The sequence below is a fragment of the Streptomyces cacaoi genome (assembly GCF_006539165.1).
In the GTDB taxonomy this organism is placed as follows: domain Bacteria; phylum Actinomycetota; class Actinomycetes; order Streptomycetales; family Streptomycetaceae; genus Streptomyces; species Streptomyces cacaoi.
Genome location: NZ_BJMM01000001.1, coordinates 1 through 13885 on the forward strand (window position 1 = coordinate 1; position 13885 = coordinate 13885).

The 13885-nt window shown below is 73.0% G+C and carries 11 protein-coding genes; 9 read left to right on the forward strand and 2 right to left on the reverse strand.

Going from position 1 to position 13885, the window contains the following annotated elements:
• Positions 1-278: 278 nt before the first annotated feature.
• A complete protein-coding gene (locus tag SCA03_RS00005) occupies positions 279-1853 on the forward strand; it encodes an APC family permease (protein WP_030886397.1) in 1575 nt (524 codons plus the stop codon).
• Positions 1854-1961: 108 nt separating this feature from the next.
• On the opposite strand, the gene SCA03_RS00010 is transcribed toward SCA03_RS00005, so the two are convergent.
• Both SCA03_RS00010 and SCA03_RS00015 read right to left on the reverse strand, forming a co-directional pair.
• A complete protein-coding gene (locus SCA03_RS00010) occupies positions 1962-2732 on the reverse strand; it encodes a FadR/GntR family transcriptional regulator (RefSeq protein ID WP_086815466.1) in 771 nt (256 codons plus the stop codon).
• Positions 2733-2790: 58 nt separating this feature from the next.
• A complete protein-coding gene (locus SCA03_RS00015; RefSeq protein WP_086815465.1) occupies positions 2791-3585 on the reverse strand; it encodes an SDR family NAD(P)-dependent oxidoreductase in 795 nt (264 codons plus the stop codon).
• A 108-nt stretch (positions 3586-3693) separates the two neighbouring features.
• Between SCA03_RS00015 and SCA03_RS00020 the strand changes: the two genes are divergently transcribed.
• From SCA03_RS00020 to SCA03_RS00055, 8 genes are all read left to right on the forward strand, one after another.
• Positions 3694-5706: a beta-galactosidase gene (locus tag SCA03_RS00020; protein ID WP_086815464.1), complete on the forward strand. Its 2013-nt coding sequence runs from the start codon at positions 3694-3696 to the stop codon at positions 5704-5706.
• Between the two features lie 40 nt (positions 5707-5746).
• Positions 5747-7078, forward strand: a complete 1332-nt coding sequence (locus SCA03_RS00025; protein ID WP_030886381.1) for an ABC transporter substrate-binding protein — start codon at positions 5747-5749, stop codon at positions 7076-7078.
• Complete coding sequence (locus tag SCA03_RS00030; RefSeq protein ID WP_030886378.1) at positions 7075-8007, forward strand: carbohydrate ABC transporter permease; 933 nt, start codon at positions 7075-7077, stop codon at positions 8005-8007. Before SCA03_RS00025 ends, SCA03_RS00030 begins: the two co-directional genes overlap by 4 nt.
• A gap of 86 nt (positions 8008-8093) precedes the next feature.
• Complete coding sequence (locus SCA03_RS00035; protein ID WP_030886374.1) at positions 8094-8927, forward strand: carbohydrate ABC transporter permease; 834 nt, start codon at positions 8094-8096, stop codon at positions 8925-8927.
• 3 nt (positions 8928-8930) lie between these two features.
• Positions 8931-10079, forward strand: coding sequence for a galactonate dehydratase (gene dgoD, locus SCA03_RS00040; protein ID WP_086815463.1), 1149 nt, complete (start codon positions 8931-8933; stop codon positions 10077-10079).
• A gap of 508 nt (positions 10080-10587) precedes the next feature.
• Positions 10588-11628 carry a 3-oxoacyl-[acyl-carrier-protein] synthase III C-terminal domain-containing protein gene (locus tag SCA03_RS00045; protein ID WP_230988414.1) on the forward strand — a complete coding sequence of 347 codons (1041 nt, stop codon included), beginning with the start codon at positions 10588-10590 and terminating at the stop codon, positions 11626-11628.
• The gene (locus SCA03_RS00050; RefSeq protein WP_211293530.1) at positions 11625-12809 is read left to right on the forward strand and encodes an acyl-CoA dehydrogenase family protein; all 1185 of its coding nucleotides are present in this window, start codon (positions 11625-11627) and stop codon (positions 12807-12809) included. The genes SCA03_RS00045 and SCA03_RS00050 overlap by 4 nt, the downstream gene beginning before the upstream one ends.
• Complete coding sequence (locus SCA03_RS00055) at positions 12806-13867, forward strand: HAD-IIIC family phosphatase (protein ID WP_086815462.1); 1062 nt, start codon at positions 12806-12808, stop codon at positions 13865-13867. The genes SCA03_RS00050 and SCA03_RS00055 overlap by 4 nt, the downstream gene beginning before the upstream one ends.
• Positions 13868-13885 lie beyond the last annotated feature (18 nt).

The following is a 13885-nucleotide window of genomic DNA, read 5'->3' on the forward strand; positions in this document are numbered from 1 at the left end:
GGGGGGGGGGGGGGGGCCGATGGGGGGCGACGGTGGTCCGAGGGGGCGTGCCGGGGTCGGCGGCGGAAAATTTGGAATGCCGCAAAAGGGGCGGCGCTTCGAAACCCGCATGCCGGTCGGTATGTCGATCGCCTTCCGATGGTCGGATCCCGAGGACTTCATCTGCTGTTCACAAAGCGAACGTCCTGAATTGCCCGTCGAATCAAAGGAGACCAGGGGGAGGGCTCTCGGATTTCGGCGCTCCGGATGTGGAAACCGCAGGGCCTAACGTCCTGCCCATGAGTGGGTTGGACACACGGCCGGCAGCGCAGGTCTCGGACACGGTGGGAGGAGTCCCCGACGGGGACGGCGTACGCGGCAAGGGGCTGAGCGGGAACTCCGTCGGGCTGCTCGGCAGCGCCGTCATCGGTCTGTCCACGGTCGCTCCCGTCTACTGCCTGACCTCCACGCTCGGCTCCACCGCCGGGGAGGTCGGCCTCCGGATGCCGGCCGTCTTCCTCGCGGGCTTTCTGCCGATGCTGCTGGTCGCCTTCGCCTACCGCGAGCTGAACAAGGCCGTCCCGGACTGCGGCACCTCCTTCACCTGGACCGTGAAGGCGTTCGGGCCCCGGCTGGGCTGGATGTGCGGCTGGGGCCTCGTCATCGCCACCATCATCGTGCTGTCCAACCTCGCGGGCGTGGCGACCTCGTACTTCTGGCTGCTGGCCGGGGAGCTGACCGGCAGCGAGCACGTGGCGGCGCTGGAGGGGAACAAGGCCGTCCACATCGTCACCTGTCTCGCGCTGATCGCCGTCGCGACCGCCGTCAGCTACCGCGGGATGCAGGCCACCAAGGGCGTCCAGTACGCCATGGTGGGGCTCCAGTTGGCGGTGCTCGCCGCGTTCGTCGCCATGGCGTTCGCCAAGGCCGGCTCGGGCGGGCCCGACTTCTCCACCGGCGCCCACTTCTCCCTCTCCTGGCTCAACCCGTTCGCGGTGCAGTCCTTCGGCGCCTTCACGGCCGGGCTCTCGCTGTCGATCTTCATGTACTGGGGCTGGGACACCTGTCTGACCGCCAACGAGGAGACGACCGGCAGCGCGCGCACCCCCGGCCGCGCCGCCCTCATCGCGATGGTGGTCCTCGTCGGCTCCTACCTGGTGACCGGTGTGGCCGCGCAGATGGCCGTCGGCTCCGGCACCCGGGGTCTCGGCCTGGCGAACCCGGACAGCTCCGACAACGTCTTCGCCGCGCTCGCCGGACCCGTCATGGGCCCGGGCCTGGGCATCGCGCTGTTCGTCGCGGTGCTCGCCTCCGCCGTCGCGAGCCTCCAGACGACGTTCATCCCCGTGGCCCGCACCGTGCTGGCCATGTCCGCCTACGAGGCGCTGCCCGCCTCCTACGCCCGGGTCCACCCGCGCTTCCGCGTCCCCGGCCGGGCGACCGTCACCGCCGGGGTGGCCACCGGCGTCTTCTACACCGTCATGACCCTCGTCTCCGAGCACGTCCTCACCGACACCATCTACGCGCTCGGCCTCATGATCTGCTTCTACTACGCGCTCACGGCCTTCGCCTGCGCCTGGTACTTCCGGGCCGAACTGCGGCGCTCCGCCCGGGATCTCGCCTTCAAGGGGGTCTTCCCGGTGCTCGGCGGTGTGCTGCTGACCGCCGTCTTCCTCAAGACGCTGACCGACATGTGGAACCCGGCCTACGGCAGCGGCTCCGCCGTCTTCGGGGTCGGTTCCGTCTTCGTCATCGGCGTCGGACTGCTCGTGCTCGGCTTCGTCCTGATGCTCGTCATGCGGCGGCGCAGCCCGGCCTTCTTCCGCGGCGAGGTGCTCACCCGGCAGACGCCGGCGCTGGTCGTCGAGGAGTGAACCCCGGCCGGGCGCCGCGCTGTCCGCGCACGGCGGGGAACGCGCGGCGCCACCGGCCGGCACAGGCCCCACCCTCCGCGTTGTGGGGGCGGGGGGTGGGCCGCACGCTCAGTGCTCGTGGCCCGTGCCGCGCAGCTCCGCGAGATCCTGGGCGGCCTGGGCCAGCAGCCGGCGCATCGCCGTCTCGGCGCCCCGCGGATCCCGGGCGCGGACGGCGTCCAGCACCGCACGGTGGCTGGGCACCGGGTCCACCGGATGGTGGCCGGGGCCGTGCACCAGCCGGTCGCGCGCGGCCAGCCCGGTGGTGATCACCCGCTCCATGCGCTCCAGCAGTTCGTTGTGGGAAGCGGCCAACAGGGCGCGGTGGAAGGCGAGATCGGCCTCGACCGCCTCCTGCGCGCCGTCGTCCGCCGTGCCCATGGCCGCCAGCGCGTCGTCCAGCGCCGCCAGGTCCTCCGCGGTGCGGCGCTGTGCCGCCAGCCGCACCGCGGCCGGTTCGACGATGCCGCGCACCTCCTCCAGATCGCGCAGCAGCGGCAGGGCGGCGGACGTCTCCGCGCCGGCGCCCGGAGCGGCCCCCGTGGACGCGCCCGCCGAGGCCGTCGCGATCTGGAACTGCCAGCGCAGTACGTCGGCGTCGAGCAGATTCCAGTCCGTGCGCGGCCGTATGAAGGTGCCCCGCTTCTGCCGGGCGTCGATCATCCCCTTGGCCGCGAGCACCTTCAGCGACTCGCGCAGCGCCGTGAGGCTGACGCCCAACTCCTGCTGGAGCGCCGTCAGATCCAGCGTCGTGCCCTCGGCGAGCGTCCCGCCCAGCACCCGGTGCGCGAGGGCCTCCACGGTCTGGCCGTGCACTCCCCGGCGCGCATAGCCCGGCATCGGGCACCTCTCCTTCTGATCCTGCTGTTCCCGCCGTCCGGCGCGGTTCCGGACGCCGTCAGGCCGACGACTTTACGACGCTCCAGCCGCCGTCCACGACCAGCGAGGCCCCCGTCACGAACGACGCCTCGGGCGAGGCGAGATAGGCGACGGCCGTGGCCACCTCGGCGGGATCGCCCAGCCTGCGGGCCGCCGTCTGCGCGGCGCTCGCCCTGCGGGCCTCCTCGGGCACCCTGTCCCACAGCCGGGTGAGGACGGGCCCGGGCAGCACCGTGTTGACCCGCACCTCGGGCCCGTACTCGACGGCGAGCTGCGAACCCAGCGACAGCAGCCCGCCCTTGGCCGCGGCGTAGGCGGGATGGCCCGGGATGCCGTGCCGGGCGTGCACGGAGGAGACCAGCACGACGCTGCCCGCCGTCTCCTCCACCGCCCACCCCGTCCGCAGATCGGGCAGGCACGCGCGGAATCCGAGGAAGGCGGCGGTCAGGCCGACGTCCAGCTGGCGGCGCCAGGAGTCCGGCGGGGTCTCGTGCGCCGGGGCCACCTCGACGGCGACCGCGTTGGAGACCAGCACCGAGACCGGCCCGGAGGCGTGCGCGGCCCCCAGGATCCGCGCCCAGCCCTCCTCGTCGGCCACATCGGCGGCGACGGCGACGGCGCTGCCGCCCTCCTCGGCGACGGAAGCGGCCACGGCACGGGCCCGGTCCGCCGCGATGTCGGCGACGACGACCGTGGCGCCCTCGGCGGCCAGGCGGTGCGCGGTCGCGGCGCCGATGCCGGCCCCCGCGCCGGTGACGACGGCCGTGCGCCCCGCGAACCGCCGGGCGTGCGGCGGAGTTCCGGAAGAAACCATGAGGTCGAGAGTGCGGCGCGGAAACGAGGCCGTCAAGAACTATTCATAAATAACGAGTTCTTGTACGGTGCGGCGTCATCACCGACGAGTCGCGAGGGGCAGGCACCCATGACCGCAGACCGCACCCGCATCCACTTCGGTGGCGACTACAACCCCGAGCACTGGCCCGAAGAGGTCCGCGCCGAGGACATCCGGCTGATGAAGGAGGCCGGCGTCTCGATGGTGACGGCCGGGATCTTCTCCTGGGCGCTGGTCGAACCCCGGCCCGGCGCCTACGACTTCGACTGGTTCGACCGCGTCATGGACGACCTCGGCGACGCCGGTGTCCGCGTCTGCCTCGCCACCATGACCGCCTCACCGCCCCCGTGGCTGACCGACCGGCACCCCGAGATCCTCCCGGAGACGACGGAGGGCGTACGCAAGTGGCCCGGCTCCCGCCAGCACTGGTGCCCCTCCAGCCCCGTCTACCGCGAACACGCCGTCCGGCTCGCCACGCGGGTCGCCGAACGCTACGGCACACACCCCGCGTTGGACACCTGGCACGTCGGCAACGAGTACGGCTGCTCCAACCCGGTCTGCTACTGCGACGTCTCCGCCGAGGACTTCCGCCGCTGGCTCGGCGCACGCTACGGCGACATCGACGCGCTCAACGCCGCCTGGTCCACCACGTTCTGGTCCCAGCGCTACGGCTCCTTCGCCGAGATCCAGCCGCCGCGCACCACCCCGACCCACGCCAACCCCGCCCAGCGGCTGGACTATCTGCGCTTCTCCAGCGACGCCCTGCTGGAGTGCTACCTGGCGGAGAAGGAGGTGCTCGACCGGATCACGCCCGGGGTGCCGGTGACCACCAACCACATGCCGCTGCACAAGCCCGTCGACCGCTTCGCCTGGGCCCCGCACGAGGACGTCCAGGCCCTCGACTACTACCAGGACCCCTTCGAGGACGCACCGCAGGTACGCGCGGGCCTCGCCTTCGACGTGGCGCGCTCGGCAGGCGGCGGGCGCCCCTGGATGCTGCTCGAACAGGCACCGGGTGCCGTCAACTGGCGGGCCCGCAACAGCCCCAAGCCGCCCGGCACGATGCGGCTGTGGAGCTGGCAGGCGGTGGCGCAGGGCGCGGACGCCGTCCTGTACTTCCAGTGGCGGCAGTCCCGGGGCGGCGCCGAGAAGTTCCACTCCGCGATGGTCCCGCACGGCGGCACCGGCACCCGTATCTGGCGCGAAGTGTGCGCACTGGGCGGCGAGTTGGGCTCGGTCCCGGAGCTGGCCGGCACCCGGCAGACGGCGCACACCGCGCTGCTGGCCGACTGGAACAGCTGGTGGGCGCTGGAGCAGGGCTCCCACCCGTCCTCCGCCTTCGACCACAGCGAGACGATGCTCCGCCACTACGAGCCCCTGTTCTCCGCCGGGGTGTCCTGCGACGTGCTGCCGCCCGACGCCGACCTCAGCGGCTACCGGCTGGTCGTCGTGCCGAACCTGTATCTGATGAGCGAGGAGACCGGCGCACGGCTCACCGCCTACGTACGCGGCGGCGGGCACCTGTTCGTCTCCTGCTTCTCCGGCATCAGCGACACGTGCGACCGGGTGCACCCCGGCGGCTATCCGGCGCCCCTGCGCGAGGTGCTGGGCCTGCGCGTCGAGGAGTTCTGGCCGCTGGACGAGGGCGCGGTCACGGCGCTGCGCGGCGACTTCGCCGGCGAGGCCGACCTGTGGTCGGAGGTCATCGACCTCGAAGGGGCCGAGGCCGTCGCCGAGTTCGACGGCGGCGAGCTGGCCGGCCGGCCGGCGCTGACCCGGCACGCCCTCGGCGACGGCGTCGCCTGGTACGCCGGTACCCGGCCCGCGCCCCGGCTGATGCGCGCCCTGCTGGACCGGGTCCGCGCCGAGGCCGGTGCGGGCCCCGTGCTCGACGGGCTGCCCGAGGGCGTCCAGGCCGCCGTCCGGGAGAGCACGGACGGCGCGCGCCGGTTCGTCTTCCTGCTGAACCACACCGAGGCGCCCGTCGAGGTGCCCCTGCCGTACGCCTGCCGGCGGCTGGTGCCGGCCGGTCCCGCGGCCGTCGAGGAAGAGGCCACCGCGGTGCCGCTGCCCGCCCGGGGCGTCGCGCTGCTGCGCGCCTGAGCGGTGCGGCGGCGCCGCGGACATGTGACAAGGAGGTCAGATGCCCACCCGAAGAAGGCTCCTGGCGTGGGGCGCGGCGGCGGCCGCGGCCGGGCCCGGGCTCGCCGCCTGCGGTGAGACGGCCGGCGCCGCGCGCATGACCAGGGCGAGCCGGCGCAGGCCCGGACAGCGGGCACACCTGGTGATGTGGACGTGGGTGCCGCTCCGGAAGGCCGTCGCGCTGTGGAACCGGAAGCACCCCGACATCCAGGTGACGGTGCAGATGGTGCCCGCCAACACCTCGGGCGGATACCAGAAGATGCACTCGGCGGTGCAGGCCGGTAACCCGCCCGACCTCGCCCAGATCGAGTACTGGGCGCTCCCGGAGTTCATGCTCTCCGGCGCCCTCACCGACATCAGCGCCTACGGGGCCGACACGCTCAAGGACCGCTACGTCGACTGGCAGTGGCAGCAGGGCGTCTTCGCCGGCGCCACCTACGCCATGCCGCAGGCGTCCGGCCCCATGGGGTTCTTCTACCGCAAGGACCTCTACGAGAAGTGGGACGTGGAGGTGCCGCGCACCTGGGACGAGTTCCGCGCCGCCGCGCGCAAGATCAAGAAGCGCAGCGGAGGCTCGTACATCAGCGCCTTCCCGCCGGCCAACGCCCAGTGGTTCTCGTCCTTCCCGTGGCAGGCCGGGGCGCGCTGGATACGCACCGAGGGCGACACCTGGATCGTGGACCTGACCGGCGAGGAGTCCCGGCGCGTCGCCGACTTCTGGAACGGGCTGCTGCGGGACGGACTGGTGCTCCCCACCCAGGATTCGCAGAGCGCGTTCTTCAAGGCGCTCCAGACCGGGCGGCTCGCCAGCTGGCCCGGAGCCCAGTGGCAGGACGCCCTCATCCGCGGCAACGCGCCCGGCACCACGGGCAGATGGCGGGTCACCGAGCTGCCGCAGTGGGAGCGCGGCGCACACGCCTCGTCCAACTGGGGCGGCTCCGCCACCGCGATCATGCAGGGCACCCGGTACCCGCGGGAGGCGCTGGAGTTCGCGCACTGGCTCAACAGCGCCCCGGAGAGCATCGATCTGCTGGTCGCCGCCGGCTACGGCTGGCCCGCGGCGAAGCTGGAGCTGGCGGGCTCGGCGCTGGGCAGACCCGACCCGTTCTTCGGCGGCCAGCGCTACAACGACGTCTTCCAGCGCTCCGACCGCCATGTCGACACCAGCTGGCGCTTCTCCCCGACGACCACCCAGTCCTACGCGCGCATCCAGGACAACTTCGGCCGGGTGCTCGCCGGGCACGGGGGCCTGCGGGACGCGCTGCGGGACGCCGAGCGGAGCTTCGTCGACGATCTGCGGGCCAAGGGGCTGAAGGCGAGGGCCGCCTCATGACGACGACCGGCCGACCCGCGCGGCGGCGTTCGGGGCGCACCGCGCGGCCCGACGGCAGGGCGTGGCGGTTCCTCGCCCCGTTCCTGCTCGTCTACGTCTTCGCGATGATCCTGCCGATCCTCTACGCCGTCTACCAGAGCATGCTCACCGTCGAGCGCTCCGGCCCGACGGGTCTGGGCAAGCCGTCCATCGGCTTCGCCGGGCTCGACAACTACGCGCTCGCACTGGACCAGACGGCCTTCGTCGAGAGCTTCGCACGGGTGCTGCTGTTCGGCATCGTGCAGGTGCCGGTGATGCTGCTGCTCGCGCTCGTCCTGGCGCTGCTGCTCGACCAACTGCCCGACCGCTGGGCGGGGTTGCTGCGCTCGGCGTACTTCCTGCCGTACGGCGTGCCCGGCGTGATCGCCACCATCCTGTGGGGCTTCCTGTACGTGCCCGGCATCAGCCCGATCGGCGAGGTGCTCGGCGAGTTCGGGTTCCAGCCCGACTTCCTCGGCTACGACAACGTGCTGTGGTCCATCGCGAACATCGTCGTGTGGGAGTTCGCCGGCTACAACATGCTGATCATCGTCGCGCAGCTGAAGTCCATCCCGCAGGAGCTGTACGAGGCCGCGAGGATCGACGGGGCCGGGCCCTGGCAGACCGCGCTGCGCATCAAGATCCCGCTGGTGCGGCCCGCCCTGATCCTCACCTGCGTCTTCTCCATCATCGGCACCATGCAGCTGTTCTCCGAACCGCTGGTGCTGAAGAAGATCGCCCCCGCCGTCACCCAGGACTACACCCCGAACCTCAGCGCCTACTTCGACGCCTTCGCCAACGCCAACATGTATCTGGCCGCCGCGAAGTCGGTGCTGCTCGCCGTCGCCGCGATGGTGCTGTCGTTCGGCTTCCTCAGCCTCGTCAACCGCAAGCAGAGGAGCGAGCGGTGAACGCCACGACCGCGCCCCGCACCGGGCCCGCAGCGCCCGCACCGGCCGCCTCCCGACCCGCTTCGCGCCCGGCCCCGCGCCGTACGTTGCGGCCGGGGCGCATCGTGCTGGTCGGCGTCGTGACCCTGGCGGCGCTGTACTTCCTGCTGCCTGTCTACTGGCTGGTGATCGCCGCCACGAAGTCGAACGCGAGCCTCTACGGCAGCTTCGGCCTGTGGTTCGACGCGCCCCGGCTGCTGGACAACCTCGGCAGGGTCTTCTCCTACGGCGGCCACATCTATCCGCGCTGGGCGCTCAACTCCCTGCTGTACGCGGGGGTCGGCGCCGTGCTGGCCACCCTGCTGTCGGCCGCCGCCGGGTTCGCGCTCGCCAAGTACCGCTTCCGCGGCCGGGAGGCCGTCTTCAAGTTCGTGCTGGCCGGGGTGCTGCTGCCGTCCACCGCACTGGCGCTGCCGCTGTATCTGATGTTCAGCAAGATCGGTCTGACGGACACCTACTGGGGTGTGCTGATCCCCAGCGTCGTCAGCCCGTTCGGCGTCTATCTGTGCCGGATCTACGCGGAGTCGGCGGTGCCCGACACCGTGCTGGAGGCGGCCCGGGTGGACGGGGCGGGGGAGGAGCGGATCTTCTTCACGGTGGTGCTGCGCCTCATGACGCCCGCGCTGGTCACCGTCTTCCTGTTCCAGTTCGTGCACATCTGGAACAACTACTTCCTGCCCCTGGTGATGCTCTCCGAGGACGACAAGTACCCCATCACCCTCGGCCTGGTGACCTGGCAGCAGGCGGCCGACCGGGTCCCCGAACTGACGCAGTACACCATCGGGGGCGCCTTCGTCTCCGTCATCCCCCTCGCCGTCGCGATGCTCGTCCTCCAGCGCTACTGGCGGACCGGACTGACCGAGGGCAGCGTGAAGGAGTGAGCAGTGAAGATCACCCGGGTCGAGACCTTCGCCGTGCCGCCGCGCTGGCTCTTCTGCCGCGTCGAGACGGACGACGGCCTCGTCGGCTGGGGCGAGCCGGTGATCGAGGGCCGCGCCGAGACCGTCCGTACGGCTGTCCACGAACTCGCCGAGCAGTTCCTGATCGGGGCCGAGGCGCTGCGCATCGAGGACCACTGGCAGCTGATGACCAAGGGCTCGTTCTACCGCGGCGGGCCCGTCCTCTCCTCCGCCGTCGCCGGCCTCGACCAGGCGCTGTGGGACCTGGCGGGCAAGGCGTACGGCGCGCCCGCGCACCAGCTGCTGGGCGGGCCCGTGCGCGAGCGTGTCCGCGCCTACTGCTGGGTCGGCGGCGACGAACCGGCCCAGGTGAGCGAGCAGATCACCGCCCAGCGCGAGGCCGGGTTCACCGCCGTCAAGATGAACGCGGCGGGCCGCACCGGCCGGCTGCCGGACGGCGCCGAGCTGCGCGCGCTCACCGCCCGTGCCGAGGCGGCCCGCGAAGCCCTCGGCCCGGCGGGCGACTTCGCCGTCGACTTCCACGGCCGGTTCTCCGTCGCCGGCGCGCTGAAGGCCGTGAGGGCGCTCGAACCGTACGGCCCGCTGTTCGTGGAGGAGCCGGTGCTGCCCGAGTACACCCATCTGCTCGGCCGGGTCGCCTCCGCCACCGGTACGCCCGTGGCCACCGGGGAGCGCCTGTACTCGCGTACGGAGGTGCTGCCCGCCCTCCAGGCCGGGGTCGCCGTGCTCCAGCCCGACCTCTCGCACGCCGGGGGGCTCTCCGAGTGCCGCCGTATCGCCGCCCTCGCCGAGACCTGGGACGTGGTGGTGGCCCCGCACTGCCCGCTGGGCCCGCTCGCCCTCGCGGCCTGTCTCCAACTCGCCTTCTGCACCCCCAACTTCCTCATCCAGGAGCAGTCGATAGGCATCCACTACCACGGCGGAGCCGAGCTGCTGGACTACGTCGTCGACCGGGAGGTGTTCCGGTTCCACGAGGGGCATCTGCTGCGGCCGACGGGCCCCGGCCTCGGCGTCGAGGTGGACGAGCGGGCGGTGCGCGCGGCGGACGGCCGTGCCCGGCCCTGGCACAACCCGGTCTGGCGGCAACCGGACGGCTCTTTCGCCGAGTGGTGAGGACGGTTCCGTCGCCGAGTGGTGAGAAAGGGGAGAGGGGAGGAGGGGACGGAAAAGAGGGGCGCGATTTCGATGCACCGCCAAGGAATCGGATCTTCAACTTCCGGAAAAATTCTTCGTTGTGATATGCGCCACAGTGAATGTTCTTGAGAGTCGCCGGTGCGCTGTTCCTATAGTGGCCGCGACGAGAAAAGATCAGTGTGCCCGAGGATTTCCGGATCCTTCCCTATGGCGGGCCGGTGACGTGCCGTTTCGCGTCGACGACCTGCCGGGTCCGGGAAACCGCGGTGCAGAATTCGGGATTCCGTTCTCCGGAGCGGACGCCGGAATCCGCGGTTGTTCTCCGTGCCGCTGAAACGGCCGGGAAAACCCGTGGGCGCCCGGGATTTCCTCGTCGCCGCCCAGGGGAGGGGCCGTCGCGTCCGGGACGGGTCCCGACCGCCGTGGGGTACGCCGCACACGGCGGCCCCGCGCCCCTGTCGCCGGGCGAGAGCGTCAGGGAGGGCCCGTGACCGACCACCGCACCCGAACGCCCGTCCCGCTCGCCGTGCGGAGCGCCGCCTGGTACCTGCCGGAGCGCGAGGTGCCGGTGGACGAACTGGCCGTACGGGACGAGACCGAACGCACCACCCGCGCCGCCATGGGGATCGAGACCGTACGGGCGGACGAACAGCTCGGCGCCGTCGACCTGTGCGAGCGGGCCGCCCGCACGGCGCTCGACGGCGCCGGGATCGGGGCGGACGCGCTGGACGCGCTCGTGATGGTCGAGTCCCGCGCCCCCGAGACCCTGCTCAGCTCCGAAGTCACCCGGCTCCAGGACACGTTGGGCGCCTCCCGCGCCACGTCCTTCACCGTCGGCGGGCTCGGCTGCGTCTCCGTGACGCCCGCGCTGCTCGCGGCCCGCGGGCTGCTCGCCGCCGACCCGGACGTGCGGTACGTCCTCGCCGTGCACGGCAGCAAGCCCGCCGCCGCGACCCGCTACCGGCATCCGGTCACCGTCAACGGCGACGGGGGACAGGCGCTGCTGCTGGACCGCGGGCCCGGCCGCGTCCGCGTCCTGGACCTCCTCCAGCGCACCGACGGACGCTACTGGGACCTCTTCCACGTCGCCTACCGCGATCTGCCCACCGAGCAGTGGCGCGAGGAGTGCACGGACGCCGGCACCTACTCCTTCCGGCTCGCCCTGGAGACCCGCAGCCGGTTCGCCGCCCTGCTGGAGGAACTCCTGGGCCGCAACGGGCTCGGCCGCGCCGACATCAGCGGCTACGTCAGCCACAACCTCTCGGCCGGCAGCTTCACCTTCACCGAGGAGTCCCTGGACATCGCGCTGCACCCGGTGTGCCGGGAGAACCTGCGCCGCTACGGGCATCTGGGCCCCAACGACGTCTTCCTCAACCTGTACACGGCCCTGGAGCGCGGGGAGTTCGCGCCGGGCGACCGCGTCGTCCTCCTCAACGCGAGCCCGGTGGCCGCCTGGAGCCTGGTGCTCGTCGAGGTCGGCCCGGAGGGGCCGGGGGGATCGCGCGGTCCGGGGGAGGGCGCGCGGTGAGCGCCGCGGGCGACACCGCCGTGGCGGCCGTGGCAGCGGCGGCCGAACTGGCCGCCGAGGCAGGCGGGTCGGCCGCCGCCTGGGACAGCGCGGGGCGGCTGCCCGTCCCGGTGCGCCGCCGGATGGCCGAGGCGGGGCTGTTCGCACCCGACGTGGCGCCCGAGTACGGCGGCGCCGGCCTCGGCCCCGCCGAGCTGGGCGAGGCGGCCGCCTCGCTGGGCGGGGTGTGCTCGGCGCTGCGCGGCCTGCTGACGGTGCAGGGCATGGTCGCGGCGGCGCTCGCCCGCTGGGGCACCCGCGCCCAACGCGCCGACTGGCTGCCCGCGTTGACGAGCGGCGCGCTGACGGCCGGGTTCGCCGCCACCGAACAGGGCGCCGGCAGCGCGCTGGGCGAGGTCGGCACCCGGATCGAGGAGAGCGGGCCGGGCCACCTGACCGTCACCGGCCACAAGAAGTGGATCACCTTCGGCGAGGACGCCGATGTCCTCCTGGTGCTGGGCACGCTCGACGGCAGGCCCGCCACCGTCCTGGTGGAGGCCGACCGGGGCGGCGTGACCCGCGAGCCGGTGCGCGGCCAACTGGGCATGCGCGCCGCCGGGATCGCGCACGTCACCTTCGACCGGACGAGGGTGCCGCGCGACCGGCTCGTCGCACCGCCCGGCGCCGGCCTGAGCCATGTCGCGGCCACCGCGCTGGACCACGGCCGGTACACCGTCGCCTGGGGCTGCGTCGGCATGGCCGAGGCGTGTCTCGCGGACGCCGCCGCACACGCCGCGAGCCGCCGGCAGGGCGCCGAGCGCCTCGCCGACCACCAGCTCGTCCGCTCCCTGCTCGCCCGCGCCGCCGTCCGCACCGCGGGCGCCCGCGAACTCGCCGCCCGCGCGGGCCGCTCCAGGGCGCCGGGCCCCGGTCGCGGGGTCACCGAGACCATCGTCGCCAAGTACGCGGCGGCCGAGGCGGCAGCCGACACCTCCCGGGACGCCGTGCAGATCCTCGGCTCCGCCGGCTGCGAGCCCGACAGCAGGTGCGGGCGCCACTTCCGGGACGCCAAGGTCATGGAGATCATCGAAGGAGCACAGCAGGTGTCCGAACTCCACATCGCCGAGCGCCTCCTGCGCCGGCACGGGTCGGGCGCGCGGCCCGCCGCGCCGGACGCCGCCGACGGACGGAGGCCCGTATGACCGCCGCCGACGCCCCCGCACCGGCCGCGCCGCCCGTCGTCAAATGCCTCGTATGGGACCTGGACGACACCCTCTGGGACGGCGTCGTCCTCGAACAGGACGAGCCGGAGCCCTTCCCCGAGGCCGTCGGCACGCTCCGCGCCCTCGACGAGCGCGGCATCCTGCACGCAGCCGCCAGCCGCAGCGACCCCTCAGCCGTCTCCCGGCACCTGGCGGGACACGGGCTCGACGACTGGTTCTGCGCGGTACAGGCCGGCTGGGGCGCCAAGTCCGAGGCGGTGCGCCGGATCGCCGAGGCGCTCAACATCGGCCTGGACACCGTCGCGTTCATCGACAACGACCCCGCCGAGCGGGCCGAGGTCGCCGCCGTGCTGCCGATGGTCCGCTGCTATCCGGCCGAGGACGCCGGACGCCTGCCGGAGCGGCCCGAGTTCCGGCCGGAGCACGTCACCGCCGTCGCGGCACAGCGCCGCCGCCTCTACCGCACGGAGTGGGAGCGCCGGCAGGCCGAGGAGGACTTCGCGGGCAGCAGGCAGGAGTTCCTGGCCACGCTCGGCCTGGTGATGGAGGTCCGGCCGGCCGGCGAGGAGGATCTGGCCCGGGCCAGCGAACTGACCGTGCGCACCCACCAGTTGAACAGCACCGGGCTCACCTACGACGTGACCGAGCTGCGCGAGCTGAGCGGCTCCCCCGACCACGAGGTGCTGGTGGCGCGGCTGAGCGACCGGTTCGGCGACTACGGCGTCATCGGCCTGGCCGTCACCCGGCTCGACGGGGACGACGCCGTGCTCCGGCTGATGCTCATGTCCTGCCGGGTCGCCTCGCGCGGCGTCGGCGGCGTGCTGCTGGGGCATCTGGTGGGCCGCGCCCTGGAGTCGGGCCGCCGGCCCGTCGCCCACTTCGTGCCCACGGACGTCAACCGGAACATGCTGGTCACCCTGCGCTTCGCGGGCTTCGCACCGGTCGGCGAGGAGGACGGGCACACGGTGCTCGCCGTGGACCCGCGTGGCGCGGTGCCCCGCCCGCCCGGCCACACCCGGATCGTCGAGGCCCGGTGACGCGGCGGCACCCGGCCA